This window comes from Pedobacter fastidiosus (genome assembly GCF_014306625.1).
In the GTDB taxonomy this organism is placed as follows: Bacteria; Bacteroidota; Bacteroidia; order Sphingobacteriales; family Sphingobacteriaceae; genus Pedobacter; species Pedobacter fastidiosus.
The window spans coordinates 97,138-118,767 of sequence record NZ_JACRYL010000002.1 but is presented as its reverse complement, the minus strand read 5'-3'; the positions used below and the strand labels follow the sequence as shown (position 1 = coordinate 118,767).

General features: G+C 34.8%; 23 protein-coding genes and 1 riboswitch. Of the genes, 13 read left to right on the top strand and 10 right to left on the bottom strand.

Going from position 1 to position 21,630, the window contains the following annotated elements; all coding sequences use genetic code 11:
• The first annotated feature begins 73 nt into the window (after window positions 1–73).
• From recQ to H7U22_RS02580, 3 genes are all read left to right on the top strand, one after another.
• Window positions 74–2,263 (top strand): DNA helicase RecQ, encoded by a 2,190-nt coding sequence (gene recQ, locus H7U22_RS02590; protein WP_187069781.1) that lies wholly within the window; start codon window positions 74–76, stop codon window positions 2,261–2,263.
• An 81-nt stretch (window positions 2,264–2,344) separates the two neighbouring features.
• Complete coding sequence (gene kdsA / locus H7U22_RS02585) at window positions 2,345–3,157, top strand: 3-deoxy-8-phosphooctulonate synthase (RefSeq protein ID WP_187069780.1); 813 nt, start codon at window positions 2,345–2,347, stop codon at window positions 3,155–3,157.
• Window position 3,158: 1 nt separating this feature from the next.
• On the top strand, window positions 3,159–3,875 hold the full coding sequence (locus tag H7U22_RS02580) for a YqjF family protein (RefSeq protein ID WP_187069779.1): 717 nt from the start codon (window positions 3,159–3,161) through the stop codon (window positions 3,873–3,875).
• Here the strand turns inward: H7U22_RS02580 and H7U22_RS02575 are convergent, their stop codons facing one another.
• Genes H7U22_RS02575 through H7U22_RS02565 form a run of 3 tightly spaced genes read right to left on the bottom strand, consistent with a single transcriptional unit; the run spans window position 3,876 to window position 6,840 of the window.
• Window positions 3,876–4,292, bottom strand: coding sequence for a DUF6526 family protein (locus H7U22_RS02575; RefSeq protein ID WP_187069778.1), 417 nt, complete (start codon window positions 4,290–4,292; stop codon window positions 3,876–3,878).
• Between the two features lie 2 nt (window positions 4,293–4,294).
• The gene (locus tag H7U22_RS02570; RefSeq protein WP_187069777.1) at window positions 4,295–6,181 is read right to left on the bottom strand and encodes an OmpA family protein; all 1,887 of its coding nucleotides are present in this window, start codon (window positions 6,179–6,181) and stop codon (window positions 4,295–4,297) included.
• Between the two features lie 35 nt (window positions 6,182–6,216).
• Window positions 6,217–6,840, bottom strand: coding sequence for a 7-carboxy-7-deazaguanine synthase QueE (locus tag H7U22_RS02565; protein ID WP_187069776.1), 624 nt, complete (start codon window positions 6,838–6,840; stop codon window positions 6,217–6,219).
• Window positions 6,841–6,947: 107 nt separating this feature from the next.
• Here H7U22_RS02565 and H7U22_RS02560 point away from each other — a divergent pair, with 107 nt between their 5' ends.
• Window positions 6,948–7,283 (top strand): Rieske (2Fe-2S) protein, encoded by a 336-nt coding sequence (locus H7U22_RS02560; protein WP_187069775.1) that lies wholly within the window; start codon window positions 6,948–6,950, stop codon window positions 7,281–7,283.
• A 103-nt stretch (window positions 7,284–7,386) separates the two neighbouring features.
• Here H7U22_RS02560 and H7U22_RS02555 read toward each other — a convergent pair whose 3' ends face one another.
• The 5 genes from H7U22_RS02555 to H7U22_RS02535 all read right to left on the bottom strand — a co-directional run bounded on the left by H7U22_RS02555 (window position 7,387) and on the right by H7U22_RS02535 (window position 12,448).
• Window positions 7,387–7,806, bottom strand: a complete 420-nt coding sequence (locus H7U22_RS02555) for a PIN domain-containing protein (RefSeq protein WP_187069774.1) — start codon at window positions 7,804–7,806, stop codon at window positions 7,387–7,389.
• 3 nt (window positions 7,807–7,809) lie between these two features.
• Window positions 7,810–8,070 carry a DUF6364 family protein gene (locus tag H7U22_RS02550; protein ID WP_187069773.1) on the bottom strand — a complete coding sequence of 87 codons (261 nt, stop codon included), beginning with the start codon at window positions 8,068–8,070 and terminating at the stop codon, window positions 7,810–7,812.
• 133 nt (window positions 8,071–8,203) lie between these two features.
• Window positions 8,204–9,124: a bifunctional 5,10-methylenetetrahydrofolate dehydrogenase/5,10-methenyltetrahydrofolate cyclohydrolase gene (locus H7U22_RS02545; protein ID WP_187069772.1), complete on the bottom strand. Its 921-nt coding sequence runs from the start codon at window positions 9,122–9,124 to the stop codon at window positions 8,204–8,206.
• 117 nt (window positions 9,125–9,241) lie between these two features.
• The gene (gene lepA / locus H7U22_RS02540; RefSeq protein ID WP_131561396.1) at window positions 9,242–11,029 is read right to left on the bottom strand and encodes a translation elongation factor 4; all 1,788 of its coding nucleotides are present in this window, start codon (window positions 11,027–11,029) and stop codon (window positions 9,242–9,244) included.
• A gap of 168 nt (window positions 11,030–11,197) precedes the next feature.
• Window positions 11,198–12,448: a serine hydrolase gene (locus H7U22_RS02535; protein WP_187069771.1), complete on the bottom strand. Its 1,251-nt coding sequence runs from the start codon at window positions 12,446–12,448 to the stop codon at window positions 11,198–11,200.
• An 84-nt stretch (window positions 12,449–12,532) separates the two neighbouring features.
• Window positions 12,533–12,725: riboswitch (cobalamin riboswitch) on the top strand.
• A 97-nt stretch (window positions 12,726–12,822) separates the two neighbouring features.
• Here H7U22_RS02535 and H7U22_RS02530 point away from each other — a divergent pair.
• From H7U22_RS02530 to H7U22_RS02500, 7 genes are all read left to right on the top strand, one after another.
• A complete protein-coding gene (locus H7U22_RS02530; protein ID WP_187069770.1) occupies window positions 12,823–14,685 on the top strand; it encodes a TonB-dependent receptor plug domain-containing protein in 1,863 nt (620 codons plus the stop codon).
• Between the two features lie 99 nt (window positions 14,686–14,784).
• On the top strand, window positions 14,785–15,375 hold the full coding sequence (locus tag H7U22_RS02525) for a DUF6580 family putative transport protein (protein ID WP_187069769.1): 591 nt from the start codon (window positions 14,785–14,787) through the stop codon (window positions 15,373–15,375).
• A 103-nt stretch (window positions 15,376–15,478) separates the two neighbouring features.
• Window positions 15,479–16,426: an ABC transporter substrate-binding protein gene (locus H7U22_RS02520; RefSeq protein WP_187069768.1), complete on the top strand. Its 948-nt coding sequence runs from the start codon at window positions 15,479–15,481 to the stop codon at window positions 16,424–16,426.
• Between the two features lie 14 nt (window positions 16,427–16,440).
• Window positions 16,441–17,127, top strand: coding sequence for an SIR2 family NAD-dependent protein deacylase (locus H7U22_RS02515; protein ID WP_187069767.1), 687 nt, complete (start codon window positions 16,441–16,443; stop codon window positions 17,125–17,127).
• Window positions 17,117–17,839: an adenine nucleotide alpha hydrolase gene (locus H7U22_RS02510; RefSeq protein WP_187069766.1), complete on the top strand. Its 723-nt coding sequence runs from the start codon at window positions 17,117–17,119 to the stop codon at window positions 17,837–17,839. The genes H7U22_RS02515 and H7U22_RS02510 overlap by 11 nt, the downstream gene beginning before the upstream one ends.
• A 140-nt stretch (window positions 17,840–17,979) precedes the next feature.
• Complete coding sequence (locus H7U22_RS02505) at window positions 17,980–18,477, top strand: YMGG-like glycine zipper-containing protein (protein ID WP_187069765.1); 498 nt, start codon at window positions 17,980–17,982, stop codon at window positions 18,475–18,477.
• A 99-nt stretch (window positions 18,478–18,576) separates the two neighbouring features.
• Window positions 18,577–18,909 carry a Dabb family protein gene (locus H7U22_RS02500; RefSeq protein WP_187069764.1) on the top strand — a complete coding sequence of 111 codons (333 nt, stop codon included), beginning with the start codon at window positions 18,577–18,579 and terminating at the stop codon, window positions 18,907–18,909.
• A gap of 430 nt (window positions 18,910–19,339) precedes the next feature.
• On the opposite strand, the gene H7U22_RS02495 is transcribed toward H7U22_RS02500, so the two are convergent.
• Complete coding sequence (locus H7U22_RS02495) at window positions 19,340–19,591, bottom strand: hypothetical protein (RefSeq protein ID WP_187069763.1); 252 nt, start codon at window positions 19,589–19,591, stop codon at window positions 19,340–19,342.
• A 33-nt stretch (window positions 19,592–19,624) separates the two neighbouring features.
• Entirely contained in the window at window positions 19,625–20,338 is a 714-nt protein-coding gene (locus H7U22_RS02490) for a DUF3291 domain-containing protein (RefSeq protein WP_248284663.1), read from the bottom strand.
• 170 nt (window positions 20,339–20,508) lie between these two features.
• Here H7U22_RS02490 and H7U22_RS02485 point away from each other — a divergent pair, with 170 nt between their 5' ends.
• The gene (locus H7U22_RS02485) at window positions 20,509–20,988 is read left to right on the top strand and encodes a GAF domain-containing protein (RefSeq protein WP_187069762.1); all 480 of its coding nucleotides are present in this window, start codon (window positions 20,509–20,511) and stop codon (window positions 20,986–20,988) included.
• Between the two features lie 12 nt (window positions 20,989–21,000).
• A complete protein-coding gene (locus H7U22_RS02480; RefSeq protein WP_187069761.1) occupies window positions 21,001–21,606 on the top strand; it encodes a DNA-3-methyladenine glycosylase in 606 nt (201 codons plus the stop codon).
• Window positions 21,607–21,630 lie beyond the last annotated feature (24 nt).

Below are 21,630 nucleotides of genomic sequence, written 5' to 3'. Positions count from 1 at the left end.
TTAATACTTGAAATTCTTGTAAAATTATGTTATTTTGGATACAAAAATAGCATCGCATATTTTATTACACAAAATGGACGTGAAAAAGTCGTTATTTGATAACCTGCAAAATTTTTTCGGGTTTGATAATTTCAAAGGTGATCAGGAGTCGATCATAACAAATATTTTAGAAGGCAATAACACTTTTGTTATTATGCCAACGGGCGGAGGGAAGTCTATATGCTATCAATTACCTGCTTTAATGAGCGAAGGAACTGCAATAGTGATATCTCCGTTAATTGCTTTAATGAAAAACCAAGTAGACCAATTAAGGGCTTTTGGTGGAAATGACAGTATAGCTCATTTTCTTAATTCATCTCTAAACAAATCCGAAATTACTCAAGTTAAGTCTGACCTTTTAAGTGGTTATACTAAATTACTTTACGTAGCACCAGAATCTTTGGCCAAACAAGAGAACATTGAATTTTTAAATCTAATTAAAATTTCTTTTGTTGCAGTTGATGAAGCGCATTGTATCTCAGAATGGGGGCATGATTTTAGACCAGAATATAGAAAGATTAGACAGGTTATTAGTGGTTTAGGTGATAATATTCCCATTATTGCTTTAACGGCTACAGCAACTCCAAAGGTTCAGCAAGATATTGTTAAAAATCTTGGAATGACGGAGGCAACGCTGTTCAAATCATCATTTAACAGACCAAACTTGTTTTATGAAATCCGTCCGAAAAGAGATATTACCAAGGAAATTATAAAATACATTAAATCAAATCCAGGGAAATCTGGAATAATTTATTGTCTGAGTCGTAAAAAGGTTGAGGAAGTTGCTGAGGCTTTAAATCTGAACGGAATTAGTGCATTGCCTTACCATGCGGGTTTAGATCCAAAAGTAAGAGCCGATACGCAAGATCGATTCTTAATGGAAGATGCTGAGGTAATTGTTGCAACAATTGCTTTTGGAATGGGTATTGATAAACCTGATGTTCGTTTTGTAATTCACCATGATGTACCTAAAAGTATGGAAGGTTACTATCAGGAAACTGGTAGAGCTGGCCGTGATGGAGGCGAAGGCGTTTGTATTGCTTTCTACGCTCAAAAAGATGTAGATAAGCTTGCTAAGTTTATGAAAGACAAACCGGTTTCCGAACGTGAAATTGGTACTCAAATCTTAAAAGAAGTTATTGATTATGCCGAATCTGGCGTTTGTCGCCGTAAACAGATTCTTCATTATTTTGGCGAAAACTTTAACGAAACAGGTTGTAATTGCATGTGCGACAATTGCAAAAAACCTAAAAAACAATTTGATGCAGAACAGCATCTATCAACCTTGTTGAAGTTTATTGAAACTACAGGCGAAAAATTTGACGATGTTCACTTATTAAATGTGTTTTTAGGTTTGGAAACTGCTCAAACCATCGCTTACGAACACAGTAAAGTACCAGAATTTGGAATTGGTAAAGAGGATGGTGAATTGATGTGGAAATCAATTGTTCGCCAGGCTGTACTTAACAATTATCTCTTTAAGGATATTGATAATTACGGTTTATTAAAGTTAACTAAGCAAGGAAGAGATTTCATAATTAACCCTTATAGTCTTAAATTTTTATTAAATGAACCAATAGAAAGTGTTGCCGATGATGATGAAGATGAGGTAAAACATGGCTCTGGCACATTAGACAATCAACTTTTGTTGCTACTTAAAGATTTACGTAAGAAAATTGCAAAGCAAAAAAGCGTTCCGCCATTTGTAGTTTTTCAAGATCCATCCTTAGAGGAAATGTGTACGCATTACCCGATTACGATGGAAGAACTCCGTCAGATTTCTGGTGTGGGATCTGGCAAGGCGATGAAATTTGGAACGCCTTTTATTGAGCTGATCAAGAAATATGTGGATGATAATGACATTGAGCGTCCAATTGACTTGATTATTAAAACTCAGGCCAATAAATCGCAGATGAAGGTTTCGATTATCCAAAACATAGATAGACAAATCGGCTTGGAAGATATCGCAGATTCGAAAGGTATTACTTACGAGGAAATTTTAAAAGAAGTAGAATCTATTGTAAACTCTGGAACAAAACTTAATCTCAACTACTTTATTGATGAAGTAATCGATGATGATAGACAGGATGAGGTGTTCGATTATTTTAGAGCAGCTGAAAGCGATTCGATAGATGAGGCTTTAAATGAACTTGGCGAAACCGATTACACCAGAGAAGAAATTCAATTGATGAGAATAAAATTCATGTCAGAACTAGGAAACTAGGGTTGATGGAAGATGGAATCGGTAAGATGGATAATGTATCTTTTTATTTTCCCATTATCCATTATCCATAATACATTATACATGTTAAACTATTTAGATAAAATAAAAAATACAGAATCAGGAAATTTCTTTTTAATGGCTGGTCCATGTGCGATAGAAGGTGAAGATATTGCCATGAGAATTGCTGAAAAGATTATTTCAATTACTGATAAACTTAAAATCCCTTATATTTTTAAGGGTTCTTATCGCAAAGCAAATAGGAGTAAAGGCAGTTCTTTTACTGGCATTGGTGATGAAAAAGCATTAAGAATATTAGAAAGAATTGGTCGTGAGTTTAATGTGCCAACCGTTACAGATATCCATGAAAGTGGCGAAGCTGCAATGGCCGCTGCTTATGTTGATGTACTTCAAATACCCGCTTTTTTATGCCGTCAAACAGATTTGTTAATCGCGGCAGCAGAAACAGGAAAGGTTGTTAATGTTAAAAAGGGGCAATTTCTTTCGGCTGGATCAATGAAATTTGCCGTAGAGAAAGTTAAAGAAGCAGGAAATAACAAAGTGATCTTAACAGATAGAGGCAATACTTTTGGTTATCAAGATTTAATTGTTGATTACCGTGGTTTGCCAGAAATGCAAAGCTTTGGTGTACCTGTTGTGATGGATTGTACACACTCTTTACAGCAACCAAATCAAACTAGTGGTGTTACTGGAGGAAAACCCGAATTAATTTTAACCATTGCAAAAGCCGCAATAGCGGTTGGCGCAGATGGCTTATTTATCGAAACACATCCAGATCCAGCAAATGCGAAATCAGATGGAGCAAATATGTTGCATTTGGATTTGTTAGAAGATACATTAACTAAGCTCATCAGAATTAGACAAGCAATTTTATAAATTGAAAAATCCGAAAGTATTTCTAACCGCAGAATGGCGTAAGTTGGCTTTGGCCCAATTTGCGGTTGATGCCGAAATTTTAAAAAAATATCTTCCTCCGCATACAGAATTGGATGATTGGCAGGGGAAATATTATGTTAGTTTGGTTGGATTTATGTTTTTGAATGTAAAATTAAAAGGTTTCAACATTCCTTATCACACTAATTTTGAAGAAGTTAATTTGAGATTTTACGTTAAGTATAACCAAAATGGTGTATGGAAACGTGGTGCTGTCTTTATAAAAGAAATGGTTCCTTTACCCGCTATAACTTTTGTTGCAAATACCATTTACAAAGAAAATTACCAAACGCTACCCATGAAACATTTATGGGTAGAGCAAGAGCATCAAATAGAAGTAGATTATCTTTGGAAAAATAAAACCTGGAATAAATTTTCTGTTACAGCAGATTCGAAACTTACAGAAATTCCGATTGGCAGCGAAGAGGAATTTATTACAGAACATTATTGGGGTTATACAAAAATTGGTCCCAATCGAACATCAGAATATGGTGTTGAACACCCTAGATGGCAAATATATCCGGTTAAGGATTTTACAATTGATGTTGATTTCGGTGTAAACTACGGAAATGATTTTAGATTTTTAACCGGTACTAAACCAGATTCGGTTATACTTGCAGAGGGCTCCGAAATAAGTGTATTAAAAGGGAGGAAGTTTTAATTATATCCTGTGGTAATCACCTCGCCAGTTTTTAATGTCTTTTTTAATCTCATCTGGAGATAAATTGTTTAAAACTGTTTTATCTACCAAGCTGATTAATTCTTCATCATCAGCAAATCGAAGTGCAAGAATCTGTCCCATTCTTAATCCACTCGGCAAAGCCTTTCCAGCTAAAATAAAATACCTTAATTTTTCTTCCGCTCTTGCTGCTCTATCTTGTGCCTTCAGCGAAAACATTCTTGTCATTAATGCAATAAGTAGAATCAAAATAAAAGCTAGCGCAATTAGGCCTGTAACAATGTTTGGAATCGACACAACCGTGTAAATAGCTGAAACTAGACCAAGAACTGTTAACGGAATGGTGATGAAATGAAATAGTGGATAAAATCTTTTATGGTTACTGTAATTTTGCGACATTTTTAAATTTTTGTGATGATGAAAGAAGTTCTTCGGTTATTTTTTCTGCCCAGTTCTGTTTTATTATCAGCAATGGGCTTTGTTTCACCGAAGCCCTTAAAGATAAGTCTTTTGGAATCTATATTGTTTTTAATTAAGTATTCATATACAGCACTTGCTCTGTTTAAGGAGAGTTTCTCATTTAAATTATCATCTCCAACATTATCTGTATGGCCTTGAATTTCGATGCTCACCTTTTCGTTTTCATTCAGAAAATTAATTAAAATTTCTAATTCCCTAATTGAAGCCGGAAGAAGGTTGTATTTATTCGTATCAAAAAAGATATTTCTTAAAGTAACATTTGCTCCTGCTTTTATTTTTTCAATACTTACTTCAATTTGATAGGGTTTATTGATATCGCCACTTTTCAGTTCAAAGTTTTCAGAATAAAATAGATAACCTTCTGCACTAACATTAAACATATAATTGCTCCCAACTGGCATAACGGCTAAAAACTGACCGGTCTCTGCATCAGTATAATCATCGAAAACAGTTTTATTCGTTTTCAAATCAATCACTTGAACATTACTTTCGATTGTTTTATGGCTATCCTTATCTTTAACGATTCCCTTTACGTAACTGATTTTTAAAGGCTTGGCTTGCTCTGGAATACCAAAACTATATATATCTTGACTCCCAAAACCATCTTTTAAGTTTGAGGAGAATAAGCCCAAATTTCCATCTGCACTTACAACCAAGCCACTTTCATCTTCAAAAGAATTAATTGGATAGCCAATATTTATAGGTTTTTGCCACTTGCCTGCATCATCCATTCGGCTGTAATAAATATCTTTATTTCCAAAGCCAGGCCAACCATCAGATGAAAAATATAGGGTTTTACCATCCGCATGTAAGAAAGGCGTATTCTCATCGTAAGCAGTATTTATCTCTGGCCCAAGGTTTATGGCTGGTCCCCATTTTGCATCTTCAGTAATGGTACTTTTCCAAATATCGTAACCTCCAGAACCACCAGGTCTATTGCTTATAAAATAAAGTGTTCTCCCATCAGGACTTATTGCTGGTTGCGATTCCCAATATTCAGAATTTACAGGTGCGCCAACATTATAAGGCTCGCCCCAATCTTTACCTTCGCGATGGGATACATAAATATCGCAACGGCCTAATCCATCAGGGCGATTGCAACCTGTAAAGAAAAGATATTTGCCGTCAGGAGAAATTGTTTGAGCACCCTCATTATATTTAGCTGTATTAATTTTGCTAGATAGAGGAGTAGCTAAATTCCAAGAATTATTTTTAAACTGAGAGGTCCAAAAATCCTCATTACCATTTATTTGTCTTGTAAAAATCAATGTTTCTCCATCTGCAGTTAACGCTGGGAAATATTCAGCATCAGTGGTATTAACATTTTGCCCCAAGTTATTTGGCGTGTACTTTACGGGTTTCTTAATTGCTTCTGATGCAAAATCACAATCCAAAAGATATTTTCTAGCCTTTCTATTTTTATCTGAAGACTTATCGCTTGCTAAAAACTCTCCAAAATGTTGCTTGGCTTTAATGTAATCTGCGGTAGCAAATTCAGCTTCTGCCAATCCATAAATTACTTCGGGTTGAACATTTTTATTAATTGCTATTGCTTTTTGATAAGAAGATTTCGCTTCAGAATATTTCTTTAAAATTCTATAAACATCTCCTAAAATTATAAAGGCTGTTTGAAATTGGGGATCAGCTTGAACAGCATTTTCTAAAAACTGTGCCGCCTCTGCATAATTTTGTTTTTGTAAAGATGGATTTGCCTTTTCAAAAAAGTTTTGTGCTTTTTTATTAGGAGAACTTTGGCCAAAGCAATAAATGCTCAGTACGCTAAAGAATAGGAATAAGCAAAATTTCATTACACTAACATTTGGTTAAAGCTAATGTAAACTATTTATGGAATATTTAAAAATTTGTGCGTTTGTAAAGAAATCTCCCATTTAGGGTTTGCCATCACATATTCGATAATCATTGGTGTAATTTCTTTTGATTTAGACCATTCGGGCTGTAGGTATAATTTACAAGTTGGAGAAACCATTGCTGCGTATTCCTCAGCCCATTTAAAATCACTTTTATTAAATACGATAACTTTAAGTTCGTTTGCAAAGGGCGTAATATCTGGACGAGGAGCCTTAAATTTTTTGGGTGATAAACAAATCCAGTCCCAATTACCAGAAAGGGGATAAGCACCTGAAGTTTCAATGAATGTTAAAATTCCTCTTTCCTTCAACTTATTGGTTAAATAATCTAAATTATAAATTAACGGTTCGCCGCCCGTAATTACAACTGCCTTTCCAGGAAATCGATCAGCATTATTAACAATTACATCTGAGAGGGTTAATGGGTGCAAGTTTGCATCCCAACTCTCTTTAACATCGCACCAGTGACAGCCTACATCGCAACCACCCAAACGAATAAAATAAGCCGCTTTTCCTGTATTAAATCCTTCGCCCTGTATGGTATAAAATTCTTCCATTAAAGGAAGTAATGTGCCGTCTTCTGGTATTTCTTGTTTCATTTTTGAGGATGCAAATATCCTAAAAAAATATGGTGTAGTGGTTCCTCTTTCGAAATTTAATGCAAAGATGAAATAACACTGATATTTATTTGCCGTATTTTAGCAATATGCGATGGTTTAAAGTTCTAAATAAAGCACAAATTCCAACTATTGATTCGATAAAAACAATCACAGTAGATGGTAGGCAAGTTTGTATAGTTAACAATGCCGATAAAATTTTTGCAACCCAATCTTACTGTCCTCATGCTGGAGGACACTTTGATGGTGGTTGGTGTAAAAATGGAAATCTAATCTGTCCTATTCATCGTTACGAATACAATTTAGAAACTGGAAGGGGAGCAGAAGGACAGGGAGATTACATCAATATTTATCCTACCGAATTACGAGAGGATGGATTATATGTTGGTTTTGAAGAGAGCTGGTGGAGTAAGCTATGGGGGTAATATCATCCGTTGACAAAAGTAAACGGCAAGGAAATTTTGCAGGGTTGAAAATCTGTTTAATTGATTTCCAATTCTTTGCCGTCAGTTTCAACTGACGGAATATTTAATTTAACAAATACCTTTTAAAAAACGCTTGGCAATTCAACACTTCAATATCCGAAAAATAAAAATCCTCAATATCTTCTGTAATGATGCATTTACAATCAACAGATTCGGCTGCATAATATTCCAATCCATCTTCAAAATCATGAATAGATTTATTTGAAAGTGTCTCAGAAACACCTCTTGAGAGATTTTCAGCAATTTTAATGTGCTGGCAAAGCAAATCGATTTTCTGTTTCGCTAATTGCGATTTATGTTTCTTTTCTGCAAAGTAAAAAGCTATAGCCAAACAAAGAGGAGAGGTGTAGACATCAAATTTTGGATGCGATGCAAGACTTAAAATTCTCGAAGAATAAGTGAAAAGAGGATATTCTTTATTCAGCACTGAAACCAATACATTTGCGTCTAAAAATATCTTCATCAATTACTTTTTAGAAGAAAAGAATTCATCTTTTGATGCTTTACGCCCAGCCTTAACAGTTTTTTTATATTCTACTTCGCCCTCTGCAACCATGCTCACCCAATCAGAAATAGGGTAATCTTCTAATGATTTATAATCACTGGCAGTAACCTGAGTTAGTAAATGCTCAATTAAACGCGATAAGCTAATATTGTTATCAGCGGCGTATTTTTTAGCCTTAATAACTACATCTTGGTTAAAGCTTAAAGTTAGTTTCGAATCCATTATCTTCTTATTATATAAACAAATATAATAATTACACGTGAAAGTAAAAATATTAATACGTAAAAAACCAACTCAATATTTGAGTTGGTTTTTAGTATTTTGTAGTATGAGCTTTAAACTTTAATTTTGTAGCTTAAGAATAAATTTCTTTTCTCGCTGATGCTAAAGTATTTTTAAGCAAACCAACAATGGTCATTAAACCTACGCCACCAGGAACAGGCGTAATATAAGATGCCTTTGGCGCTACGTTTTCGAAATCAACATCTCCATAAAGCTTAAATCCAGATTTTGTTTCCGTAGAAGTTTCGCGATTAATACCTACATCAATAATAATTGCACCAGGTTTAACCATATCAGCAGTAATGAAGTTCTTCTTACCAATAGCCGCGATAATAATATCAGCCTGTAAAACCTGTTCCTTTAAGTCTTTTGTACGTGAATGGGTAAGCGTTACAGTACAGTTTCCCGGATTGGCATTACGAGCCATTAAAATACTCATCGGGCTACCTACAATATTACTTCTACCAACTACAACGCAATGCATTCCGGTGGTATCAATATTGTATTCCTGTAACATCAATAAAATACCATAAGGCGTTGCGGGGATAAAACAAGGCAAATTACGCATCATTCTACCCAAATTAACAGGATGAAAACCATCCACATCTTTGCGATAATCTATCGTTTCAGTAACTTTTTCTGGGTCGATGTGTTTTGGTAAAGGCAACTGAACAATTAACCCATCAACATCAGCATCTTGATTAATTTCTTCAATTTTAGCCAATAATTCAGCTTCAGTTACTGTATTATCATATCTGTGGAGTGAAGATTTAAATCCTACCTTTTCACAGTTTTTCATTTTGCTAGCAACATAAGTTTCGCTTCCGCCATCGTTACCCACTAAAATGGCAACCAAGTGTGGCTTTCTGCCTGTTGTATTCAAAAATTCTGCAGCTTCTTCTGCAATTTGAATTTTAACTTTTTCTGATACGTATTTACCATCTAATAGTACCCCTAAATCCCCTAAAGGGGAACTTGAATTTCCATCGTTCATACAACTTGCTCGTAATATGTTTATATTTTTTTTAAAGAAAAACCAATTAGTAACCACTTTGTTCTGCAACAAGCCTTTCCAACTTGTTTTGAGTTCCCCCTTTAGGGGGCTAGGGGGTTAATCCAATTTCAAAACCGCCATAAATGCACTTTGTGGAATCTCTACATTCCCAACTTGGCGCATGCGTTTTTTACCTTTTTTCTGTTTTTCCAATAACTTACGTTTACGCGAAATATCGCCACCATAACATTTAGCGGTAACGTCTTTACGTAAAGCACTAAGCGTTTCACGGGCAATAACTTTAGCACCGATTGACGCCTGTATTTTAATTTCAAACTGCTGACGCGGAATCAATTCTCTCAATTTCTCGCAAATTTTCTTTCCAAAATCGTAAGCGTTACTTCTGTGAATCAATGAAGATAAAGCATCAACAGGCTCTTCGTTCAATAATAAATCCAATCGAACTAAGTCCGATTTTCGGTAACCGATTTGATGGTAATCAAAAGAGGCATAACCTTTGGAAATCGTTTTCAGCTTGTCGTAAAAATCGAATACAATTTCAGCCATGGGCATTTCAAAAATCAATTCAACTCTATCAGATGTTAAATAAGATTGGTTGATAATTGTTCCTCTTTTTTGAATACAAAGCGACATTACAGGACCAACAAATTCGGCCTTGGTAATAATATTTGCCTTAATGAAAGGTTCTTCTACCGAATCCAATTTACTTGGGTCTGGCAAATCTGATGGATTATTTACTATAAATTCATCGCCTTTTGTAGTGTGTGCAATGTAAGAAACGTTGGGAACGGTTGTAATAACCGTCATGTCGAATTCACGCTCTAAACGTTCCTGAACAATTTCCATGTGCAACATACCTAAGAATCCGCAACGGAAACCAAAGCCTAAAGCTGCAGAACTTTCTGGCTCGAAAACAATCGATGCATCATTCAGTTGTAGCTTGTGCATTGCCTCACGCAATTCTTCGTATTCATCCGTATCAACTGGATAAATACCTGCAAAAACCATTGGTTTAACTTCTTCAAAACCTTGTATAGATTCTAAAGATGGTCTTTCTACAGTTGTTATAGTATCACCAACCTTAACCTCACGAGCTTCTTTAATCCCTGAAATAATGTAACCTACATCGCCGGTTTTGACAACGCTCCTTGGTGACATATCTAGTTTCAAAATGCCAACTTCATCTGCTAAATATTGCTTACCAGTATTGATGAATTTAACTTTATCTCCCTTTTTAATCTGACCATTTACCACCTTATAGTAAGCAATAATACCTCTGAAAGAGTTAAAAACTGAGTCGAAAATTAGTGCTTGTAATGGCGCTTCTGGATCGCCAACAGGTGCAGGAACACGATCTACAATGGCTTGAATAATATCAGGAATCCCAAGTCCGGTTTTACCAGATGCAGGAATAATATCTTCTCTTTTACAGCCAATTAAATCAATAATCTGATCTTTAACTTCCTCAGGCATTGCCCCAGGCAAATCCATCTTATTTAAAATTGGAATGATTTCTAAATCATGCTCTAAAGCCAAATATAAATTAGAAATCGTCTGAGCCTGAATCCCTTGAGATGCATCAACAATAAGTAAAGCACCCTCGCAAGCAGCGATAGAACGAGAAACTTCATAAGAAAAATCTACGTGTCCTGGAGTATCAATCAGGTTGAAATTGTATTCAATATCCCCAACTTTGTAGTTCATTTGTATGGCATGACTTTTAATCGTTATGCCTCTCTCACGCTCTAAATCCATGTTGTCGAGCAATTGCGCCTGCGCTTCACGCTTAGAAATCGTCTCGGTATATTCTAACAACCTATCGGCCAGAGTGCTCTTTCCGTGGTCTATATGTGCAATAATGCAAAAATTACGTATATGCTTCATCTTTGCGCAAAGATATAGTTTTTAATGGAAAATGTAAGATGTTGAATAGATCGAAATCCCAATATTTTCAGACTGAAATAATTACCATTAAAATGCTGATTCGAAAAGAAGAAGCAGTGATTTTTTAGATTTCTTTAGGCTGTCTTCTTAAAAATATAGATCCTTTTTCTAATTTCTATAATCCATTTTAAACTTGCTCAAATCTGGTTTGTACTTTTTATTTCTTTTAAGTTCTAATTCGTAAATACTTCTGCCTAAGTTTTTCATAAATGGAAAACAAACCGTATCGTATTCATATTTATTATCGTTAAAAATTCCATCCTCATTACTTTGAATAACGGCTGTTAAAAAGTATTCGATTCCATTTTTAAAATCAACGAAGTAAGAGTTGTCAATAATAAAACCATAGCTATCGCCGTACTTATTAAATATTCTAATGTTCGGGTCCAATGCCACATCCTTTTCTCTTCCATAATATAACATCTTAGCATAAGTTGCCCAAAATTCTCTTGGATCATACTTTGGATATCCGCTTTCAGTAGGGAACTTACTCATATAAGTGTAAATCAACTCATAATCTTCTGCTGTCAAATTAAACCTTTCTTTAAGGGGAAAAGCCTCAGGAGAAATTAACTTCTGCATCAATTTTTGTTGATCGTTAATAGCGAAAGCGTTTTTGTCCGCTAAATTGAACGGCTTATTTACCAATTTATCTGTGCTATCCATATAACCCTTTCCCATCACCAAGTTGGTTAAATCTAATTCATATTCCTTCGGATCGTACTGCGCTTCTTGATTATAAACCACCTTATCTCCATTATAAAATTTGATTGGGTTCGTGTGTTTTGCTGATTCTCCAGCATCACCGATCGCCAGCCGGTTCAAGATTCTACTCTCATTTAAACCATCTTTTTTCAACTTGGCATTAATTTCTGCTCGGCCAATAAACTCGAATAATCTATTAAAAGCATCGTTATCACTGGTTAAAAGAATCTTTTTGATATAATGTTCAATGGATGGCAAACCATTTTTGGCACTAGTATCGGTCAAAACTTTAGTTTGTCCTTTATAAGCGCTATCCGTTATCATCGTGCTTTTTACCGTTAAGCCAGTAGATTTTAGCCGATTTACTTTTTCTAAAGCAAAAACTACTGCAGCAAGTTTTACCGTACTGGCTGGATAGAAGTAGTGTTTTGGATTAAGATTGTAACTGAAGCTTTTAAAATGAGGGACGTTTTTCGCATCGCGATTTACTTGAGTATATAAAATCTGAACTTGGTTTTTATCTGGATGGTTTAGAACGGATTGAAAAAGTTCAGGTTTCGATTCCATTAATTTATGCAAGAAAATCGTATCTGTTTTTTGAGCCATAGCCGATAAACTAATTAAAGAAAATAGAAAGAAAACTAATTTTTTCATGATATAGGATTGATTTTTAAAGTTAAAATTTTGACGGAATAAAGCCATAATCCAACATCCATTTTACAGTACCCTTTATTTTACTACTTTTGCAGCGCTTTTGGTTCCCGACTTTACAATCGGGATTAAAAGGGAATGCAGTGTAATTCTGCAACTGTCCCGCAGCTGTAAGCTCTTTAACGATTTTTCAATCTAAATGCCACTGTTCAATAACTAAACGGGAAGGCAGAAAAAATCGGGAGCAAGTCAGAAGACCTGCCTTAGCGTATAATTTCATAGCTTTCGGGGATTGAAGCTAGGATTGAGGTACATAACGTTTACGTATTTTCATTTCCTTTTCTAATCTGTTGGCTGTGGGTAAAACTCACAATCAAATGAACAAAAAAAGAATTTTAATTGTAGCTGGCCTAGGGTTTGCACAATTAACGATTAGTCAATTGGCTAGTGCTCAAGACACTTTAAAACTTAAAGACGTTGTAATTTCTGCAACAAAAAACGATCAAAAACAATCACAAACCGGTAAAGTAGTATCTATCATTAGTAGAGAAACTTTAGATCGCAGTCATGGTAAATCTCTTCCAGAATTAATTAGCGAGCAAGCAGGAATCATTGTTGCTGGTTCTAGCAGTAATCCTGGGCAAAACAAATCTGTGTTTTTCCGCGGTGCGGGAAGTGCTTATGCGGTGGTATTAATTGATGGAATTGTTCAAAATGACCCATCAGGAAATGGTGGCGCTTTCGACTTACGTTTATTTTCAATCGATCAAATTGATCACATCGAGATTTTAAGAGGTGGACAATCAACTATTTATGGATCTGATGCTGTTGGAGGTGTAATCAACATCATTACTAAAAAAGGCGGACCAAAAGGAAATACCATTTATGGCGTGGCAAGTGCTGGTAGTTACGAAACCTACAAAGGAACAATTGGTTTAAATGGTGCGGTAGAAGGTTTTTCTTATAACGTAAACTATACTCACAATAAAACCGATGGAATATCAGAAGCAGCAAATCCAGTTGGCAACACAACAGTATTCGATAAAGACGGTTTTAAAAGTGATGGTGTAAACGCGAATTTTGGAATCCAATTGGATAAACACTTTTCAATTAATCCTTTTGTGCGTTATTTCCGTGGCAATTATAATTTTGATGGTGGTTCTTTTGCTGATGCAAATAACTATTCCATTTTAAAAAACGTAGCTGCCGGAACAAATGCTAAATATGAATTTAACACGGGTAAAGTTACTTTAAACTACAGTTACGAAAGTACTTTAAATGATTCTCATACTTCTTTTCCAAGTGTTGGCCAAGGTAAAATCTCGTTAATCGATTTATTTTATAATCAAAAGCTTGGAAACAAGTTAGATTTATTGGTAGGAATTGATAACCGTGTGATGAAACTAACATCAGGTACGAATAAACCAGAAACTAATATTTTTGCTGCTTACGGATCATTATTCTTGCACGATTTAAGCGTATTTAATTTAGAAGTTGGTGGTCGTTATAATAAACATGAACAATATGGAGAAAACTATACTTATTCAATAACCCCAAGCATCAACATTATTAAAGAAGTTAAATTATTTGGAACAGTGTCAACAGCATTCAAAATTCCAACATTAAGCATGCTTTTCGGTCAGTTTGGCGCTAATTTGAGTCTTAAACCAGAGAAATCTCAAAATTACGAAGCAGGGGTAAACTTCAATTTTGCGGATGAGAAATTTACTTTAAGAGTAGCAGGTTTCAAACGTGATTTAACTGATGCCATTATTTACGCTTATCCGGCAGGATATATTAATCAGATCAGTCAGAAAACTAAAGGTTTTGAAGTAGAGCCAGCGGTTAAAATCGGTATTTTCAACATCAATGGATATTATTCATATGTAGAAGGAAATGAATTTAACTTCGTTGATAATGCAATTGCAGACTACCTTTTCCGCAGACCAAAACATACTTTTGGATTAACAGCTGGTGTTCAGGCTACTGAAAATTTATATGTTAGCGCTAATTATAGATATTTCGGAAACCGTACCGATGGTAACTTTAGCACTTACAAAGTAGAAACTTTACCAGCCTATAAACTATTAAATGCTTATGCTGAATATGCTTTAGCAAAAAAGAGAGTTAAGATTTTCTTCGACGCTAAAAATATTTTGAACGAAAAGTATAATGAAATCATCGGTTATAACAGCTTAGGTTTCAACTTTAATACAGGCGTAAGTTTTAATATACGATAAGAAAATATAACTTTGTAATAAGTTTGAACACAATTCAAGTCTTGATATGCCAAAGGCATCCCTTTGGGACTTGATAATAAATACTTGATACTAAAAAACATGTCACACTTAAAATTTAATCCACGTACTGCGATATTATTATTGATGATATTGGTTTTAACGGTTTTCCGTTTGCTGGTAACTTTCAATTCTGATGCTTTACAATTCGCTAACTTTTCATCAATAGGTGCTGTAGCATTATTTGGTGGAGCATATTTTAAAGATAATCTTAAAGCGTTTGCATTTCCATTGTTGAGTTTATTTTTGAGTGATTTTATACTCTCTACTACGATTTTCAGCAAATACAGTAATGGCTTTTTATACGAAGGTTGGTACTGGGTTTATGGTGCATTTGCGCTAATGGTTTTAGTTGGTAGAGTATTGTTGAAAAACATCAATGCAATTACATTACTTTCATCAACATTGGTTATTGTTTTTATCCATTGGATTGTAACCGATATCCCTGTATGGTTTAAAAACCCAGCTTACACACAAGATTTAGCAGGTTTTTGGTTGTGCTTAGAAAAAGCAATTCCTTTCGAAATTAGATTTTTAGAAGGAACGATAATTTATGGAGCAATTCTTTTTGGTGCTTTTGAAATTTTAAAAGCTAAATATCCAGTGTTGAAATTACAAACGCAAAAATTGTAATTTACAATCAAAATAAATTTTTAAATCCTCTTTTGTTTATTCAAAAGGGGATTTTTTTTAACTTTAGATTTAAATCATCATCACCTTTAGCCAATATTCCATTATGAAAGTTGTATCTTTTTTACCTGCCGCCACCAAAATGATTTACGATATGGGTTTACAGGAACATCTCTATGGTGTTACTTTCGAATGCCCAAAAGAAGCAACAGACCTTCCTAAAATTGTACGGTGTATTTTGGAAGGGAAAAACTATACAAGCGTAGAAATCGATCGGATATTCTCCGCTTCAAAAGCACAGGGTAAAAGTTTATATTGGGTTGATGATGAATTGTTGGAAAGCATTTCGCCAGATATTGTATTTACTCAAGACATTTGCGAAGTCTGCAACATCGATACTGTTTGTACGGAAACCGCCGTTATGAAACTGAGTAAGCAACCGAAACTAGTTCCGTTATCGCCAAATAATTTACAAGATGTATTTGATTGCGCAATAACTATTGCTAAAGCTTTGGGAAAGGAAGAAGTTGCTTTAAAGTACTTGGCCGGACTTCAAAAAACGACTGATAATATTTTAGATAAATTGAGAGCGAACCGAGCACCTTTAAAACGTGTTATGTTAATGGAATGGATCGAACCTATATACAATTGTGGGCATTGGATTCCGTTTCAAATTGCTGCCGCCGGTGGGGTAGATATGCTTTCAAATCCTGCTGGAGATTCTATCGTTAATCAATGGGAAAAGATTTTGAAATACAATCCTCAAGTTTTGGTTGTCGCTCCGTGTGGGTTTGATGTAACTAGAAGTATGGAAGAGATGGAAATCCTTATTCAAAAACCTGGATGGAAAGATTTGGAAGCTGTAAAAAATAACCAGGTTTATGTAGCCGACTTTGATATGTTTACCCAACCAAGTGTTGGAACATTGGTAGAAGGTATTGAGGCTTTAGCTTGCATGTTTCATCCAGAAATTTTTACGCCAGATGAACGGATAAGTAAAAAGTTTGTTAATTATTCAGAATATATAAACCAGAAAGTCTTTGCGAATAAGTAAGCTAAATAATTAGAATGAAATTAGTTGTTTTAACGGGTGCAGGAATTAGCGCAGAAAGTGGTTTAAAAACTTTTAGAGATTCTGACGGACTTTGGGAAGGTTACAATGTATATGATGTTGCAACACCAGAAGCATGGGAGCGAAATCCAGAATTGGTACAAGAGTTTTACAATGAGCGCAGAAGACAGGTTCTCGCCGCCAAGCCAAATCGAGCACATGAAATACTGGCGGAATTGGAAAAATATTTCGAGGTAGAAATTATAACGCAAAATATAGATGATCTTCATGAAAGAGCTGGATCTACTCAGGTAAAACATTTGCATGGAGTTATTACTAAATCCCAATCTGATCGAAAAGCCAATTTAACATACGATATTAAGGGTTCAGAATTAAAAATGGGAGAGCTCTGCGAATTGGGCTCTCAACTCAGGCCGCATGTTGTTTGGTTCGGAGAATCTGTTCCGATGATAGAAATAGCAGCCGAAATCTGCAGAGAGGCCGATTTATTCGTTCTTATTGGCACCTCATTGGCAGTTTATCCTGCTGCTGGTTTAATCGATTTTATTCCTTCTTTAGTGCCTAAATATATTATTGACCCTGTCATACCTGAGGTTAGGCGCTATAAAAATGTCATCAAAATTGAAGAAAGAGCCGTGGAAGGTTTACGTATTTTAAAAGAACTTCTTTTAAATGAACAATAAAAAGCTTTGTATTTTTAACTGGAGCGGTGGCAAGGATAGCACTCTGGCACTTCACTATGCGCTTCAAGATCCAGAAATTGAAATTAAATATCTGATCACCACTGTAACTGAAAAATACAATCGAGTTTCAATGCATGGTGTTCGCGAGTCATTATTGATAAAGCAAGCTGAAAGTATTGGCATTCCACTAATTCAAATTAGGCTTCCAGATATGCCTGATATGGAAACTTACGATCGAATGATGTACGAGCGGTTAACCGCATTTAAAGCGGAAGGAATTACACATTCTATTTTTGGCGATATCTTTTTGGAAGATTTAAGAAAATATCGGGAGGAAAAACTTTCTGAAGTTGGATTACAAGCCATTTTTCCACTTTGGGGCAAAAACACCAACTTGCTGATTGATGAATTCTTAAAACTGAACTATAAAACAATCATTGTTTGTGCGCAACAGAAGCTTAAATACATTTGTGGAGAAGTAATTACCGGCGATTTAATCCAATCTTTGCCAGTAGATATTGATCCATGTGGAGAAAATGGAGAATTCCATACTTTTGCCTTTGAAGGCCCGATTTTTAAAAATAAGATCAATTTTGAACTCGGAGAGATGGTATTTAGAACATATAATACGCCTAACCAGAACGGCGATTTAGGTGCTAATAGTGAGGATGTTAATAATGAACTAGGCTTTTGGTATTCCGATTTGATTTAAAAAAAATTAAATTTTAAAACTTTTTGGCATCATTTTTTCTTTAGTATCTGTATTAACTAAAAAACACATCCCATGAAACCTGTTTGGCTAAGGTTAGGTGATCAAAAGCTAAGCAAGATTCATAAATTAAAACTAAAGTTATGAAAAAGATATTTGTAGTAATCGCATTAAGTTCTGTTATGTTTGCTTGTAACAATAAAGCAAAAGAAGAAGCAGCATTAAAACAACAAGAAGCAGAAAAACAATTGGCAGTTAAAGCTGTAAAAGACAGTTTGCGCTTAGATAGCTTTAAAAAAGTAGAAATTGCTAAACAACAACAAGCCGAGCAAGCTAAACAAGAAGCTGCTTTAGTTGCTGCTAGAAGATCTGGCGCAAGATCTGCATCATACGCAAGTTCAGGTTCTGGAGTTTCGTCTAGCACTTATGGTGGTACACAAGCTACAGCCAAGAAAAAAGGCTGGAGTGACGCCGCTAAAGGTTCGGTAATCGGTGGCGTTGCAGGTGCAGTTGGCGGAGCATTAATTGATAAGAAAAAAGGTAGAGGCGCCGTAATTGGTGGTTTAGTTGGAGCTGGTGGCGGTTATTTAATCGGTAGAGGCGAAGACAGAAAATCAGGTCGTGTGCAACCTAAAAACTAATATGATTTTATCCTTTATTGAAGCGGTTATGATTTCATAACCGCTTTTTTTGTGCCTAATAAAAATCGTTTTATATATTTAAAAGATTTTAAATTAATCATGCAGATAGAAACAACTAAAAGAGGACAGATTCAGCATTTTGTAATGTTCTGGCTCAAACCCCAACTTACCAAAGCAGAAGTAGCAGACTTCGCCAATTTTTTCGAAGCACTCAAAAAGATTACTTATATAAAAACATTAAGTTATGGTTTGGCCGCTAACACTCCAGTTCGCCCAGTAACCGATAATTCTTTCACCTATTCGCTAACCTTAACTTTCGATTCTTTGGAAGAACACAATATTTATCAAGAAGATAAAATTCATCTTGATGCGGTAGAAAAGTTTTCGAAAAATTGGTACAGAGTAGTTGTTCACGATACTTTAATCTCTTAAACTGAAACGGAATTTCTTAAGTGGTTTTAAGATATTAAGTCCATCTTCTGTCCAAAAATTTAGAAGGGTTGAAGATGACTTAATTTTCAAGCTGTATTATAAATCAATTTTTCTATAGACTTTTGTCAAATTGAGCTTGTCGAAATGCCTTAAATTTATCCTTTGCTAATCCTTCGACAAGCTCAGGATGAAAATTCAAATTTAGGTTAAAAATCCTCAAACCTTTATAATATTTGGCAGTTTTGATACTCAGAATTAAATTCTGTTAAATTTAATAATTATTTATATATCAGATATTTATGTTGCTCTATATAAATTAACTGTGTATTAAAATACATTATTTTAGGCTTAAAATATCTTAAAAATCAAAATATAATTCTGAACGCTTGTTTTTATTGCTGTATATCAATTAGTTACTGAGTTAAAATATCTAGAACTGATGCCTTTTGTATGCCAATGTAAAGTCTGATCGCATAGATTTAAATCGCTCAATAACAGTCGCGATAAACTCCTCGTCTAATATTTCGAAAACATCATTCACACCTCCTCCACTCAAATCCATTTCAGCTAATTTGTAACTTTGTTCAAAAGTGCCTTGTTCAAATTTTACTATATATTTTTGATTCATGGAGAAGATTGTAATCTTACATTCTGGATGCGGAAGCTCTGCTATAACTCTCATTTATAATTTTATTTACTGTTTTAGTGATATCAATTAAATTTTGATGGCTTGTCCGTTTAAAGTTCCTCTACAATCTATAATCTCAAATCGTGCGAATAGCTCTTCAGAATACCATTTTCGTTCTCTAGTGAGTTTAATTACATCAGCGTGATCAAAGGATTTGTAAGCGTAGTTTTTCATACTTTCAGCATCTTCCCAAATGGAAAACGTAGCTTGATCAAAATAAGGATTTTCACCTACTCCTGCCGAAAGAATAAAACCCGGTGCATTTCTCATTGAAACTGCTGCTCTTTTAATGTTATCTCTAAACTCTTTTACTTTATTAAATTTTATTGCCGCTCTAGTAATTACAGCAATTTTACCAGTTGTTAATTTTGAGTTTTTATTTATCTTAAATGGTTCTATACCTGACCATAAACCATGACTAGTTAAAGGATTAAGGAATATCGTAAATTCTTCTTTTCCAAAAAATCTAAACCATTTTATTGGGAATGAATTTTTGTAAAAATCATCACAATCAGATTTATTTTCCCAAATGGTAATTATAGCCCAATGTTTGAAATCTGGGGCTAAATCAACTTGAGCATCCTTTCCGCTTCCCATTAATTTCCAGAAAGAGCATTTTTTATTTAACCATAGTGGAAAACGCAAAATTGCCATTCCAATAAATCCAAATATAATGTTGGCAGTACGGTATTTGGTTATAGTTAAAGCTACAATCATGCTCAATGGGATTAATTTGGTCAAAATTAATGAATTTGATTTCAATTTATAGATGGAATACTAGAATGTTGGAAAGTTCATCTTCCAATCTGGATTGTGTAATGCAATTGCAAATTTTTTATTGAATGAAAGAGATAAACCATAAATCTGATTGCGATGATTAACTTTGCTTCATATCCTTAATGTATAATCTGATGGCAGAAGATCTAGTTATTAATAAAACCGCAACTAAACCACAACAATACGAATCCTTAATTCCTCAAATAGAAGGATTATTAAGCGGAGAGACAGATTTTGTTGCCAACATGGCTAATGTTTCCGCTGCATTGAAAGAACAGTTTAATTGGTTTTGGGTAGGCTTTTATTTGGTAAAAGGTGAAGAACTCGTATTGGCGCCCTTTCAAGGGCCAGTTGCCTGTACTCGAATAAAGAAAGGCAGGGGAGTTTGTGGTTCTTCATGGGCAGAAGCTAAAACGTTAATTGTTCCTGATGTTGATGTTTTTCCTGGACATATTGCATGTGCTTCAGCATCAAGGTCAGAGATTGTTCTCCCGCTGATAAAGGATGGTGAAGTGATAGGGGTTTTGGATGTGGATAGTGAGTTTTTAAACCACTTTGATATTACAGATCAATTTTATTTAGAGCAAGTTATAAAACTTTTATTAAACAATTAGTTTAAGAAGATTTTGAAATTACAGCCAGAATATTATTTGAATCAAGATGCTGTTTTTCTAGCGAAAAATTTGCTGGGAAAGGTTTTGTATACTAAAATTGATGATCAAATTACGGCTGGCATTATTGTAGAAACTGAGGCTTATTTTGGCGTTAAGGACAAAGCTTCTCACGCCTACGGTGGTCGACGAACTAGCCGTACCGAAACTATGTATAGTGAGGGTGGCGTTGCTTATGTTTATTTGTGTTATGGAATACACAATTTATTTAACGTGGTTAGCTCTATTAAAGATGAGCCTCATGCCATCCTTATCAGAGCAATTGAGCCTTTAGTGGGAAAAGAGATCATGGAGGAGCGCAGGAATATGCCATTTACAAAAAGTGCAATTTCATCAGGCCCTGGCTCTGCTTCAAAAGCTTTGGGGATTGACAGATCTTTTAATGCTAAAAATTTAAATGGTACGGAAATCTGGATTGAAGATCAGTCAATTAAATTTTCTGATGATGAAATTTCAATTTCGCCACGAGTAGGAATTGCTTATGCTCAAGAACATGCTTTATTGCCATGGAGATTTTTTGTAAAAGGCAACAAATATGTAAGCAAACCAAACAAGATTTAAGTTTACGGCAAACATTTTCTGGTT

Coding starts and splice junctions, on each gene's coding strand:
- recQ (WP_187069781.1), top strand. CDS start 74: ATGGACGTGAAAAAGTCGTTATTTGATAACCTGCAAAATTTTTTCGGG.
- kdsA (WP_187069780.1), top strand. CDS start 2,345: ATGTTAAACTATTTAGATAAAATAAAAAATACAGAATCAGGAAATTTC.
- H7U22_RS02575 (WP_187069778.1), bottom strand. CDS start 4,292: ATGTCGCAAAATTACAGTAACCATAAAAGATTTTATCCACTATTTCAT.
- H7U22_RS02570 (WP_187069777.1), bottom strand. CDS start 6,181: ATGAAATTTTGCTTATTCCTATTCTTTAGCGTACTGAGCATTTATTGC.
- H7U22_RS02565 (WP_187069776.1), bottom strand. CDS start 6,840: ATGAAACAAGAAATACCAGAAGACGGCACATTACTTCCTTTAATGGAA.
- H7U22_RS02560 (WP_187069775.1), top strand. CDS start 6,948: ATGCGATGGTTTAAAGTTCTAAATAAAGCACAAATTCCAACTATTGAT.
- H7U22_RS02555 (WP_187069774.1), bottom strand. CDS start 7,806: ATGAAGATATTTTTAGACGCAAATGTATTGGTTTCAGTGCTGAATAAA.
- H7U22_RS02550 (WP_187069773.1), bottom strand. CDS start 8,070: ATGGATTCGAAACTAACTTTAAGCTTTAACCAAGATGTAGTTATTAAG.
- H7U22_RS02545 (WP_187069772.1), bottom strand. CDS start 9,124: ATGAACGATGGAAATTCAAGTTCCCCTTTAGGGGATTTAGGGGTACTA.
- lepA (WP_131561396.1), bottom strand. CDS start 11,029: ATGAAGCATATACGTAATTTTTGCATTATTGCACATATAGACCACGGA.
- H7U22_RS02535 (WP_187069771.1), bottom strand. CDS start 12,448: ATGAAAAAATTAGTTTTCTTTCTATTTTCTTTAATTAGTTTATCGGCT.
- H7U22_RS02530 (WP_187069770.1), top strand. CDS start 12,823: ATGAACAAAAAAAGAATTTTAATTGTAGCTGGCCTAGGGTTTGCACAA.
- H7U22_RS02525 (WP_187069769.1), top strand. CDS start 14,785: ATGTCACACTTAAAATTTAATCCACGTACTGCGATATTATTATTGATG.
- H7U22_RS02520 (WP_187069768.1), top strand. CDS start 15,479: ATGAAAGTTGTATCTTTTTTACCTGCCGCCACCAAAATGATTTACGAT.
- H7U22_RS02515 (WP_187069767.1), top strand. CDS start 16,441: ATGAAATTAGTTGTTTTAACGGGTGCAGGAATTAGCGCAGAAAGTGGT.
- H7U22_RS02510 (WP_187069766.1), top strand. CDS start 17,117: ATGAACAATAAAAAGCTTTGTATTTTTAACTGGAGCGGTGGCAAGGAT.
- H7U22_RS02505 (WP_187069765.1), top strand. CDS start 17,980: ATGAAAAAGATATTTGTAGTAATCGCATTAAGTTCTGTTATGTTTGCT.
- H7U22_RS02500 (WP_187069764.1), top strand. CDS start 18,577: ATGCAGATAGAAACAACTAAAAGAGGACAGATTCAGCATTTTGTAATG.
- H7U22_RS02495 (WP_187069763.1), bottom strand. CDS start 19,591: ATGAGAGTTATAGCAGAGCTTCCGCATCCAGAATGTAAGATTACAATC.
- H7U22_RS02485 (WP_187069762.1), top strand. CDS start 20,509: ATGGCAGAAGATCTAGTTATTAATAAAACCGCAACTAAACCACAACAA.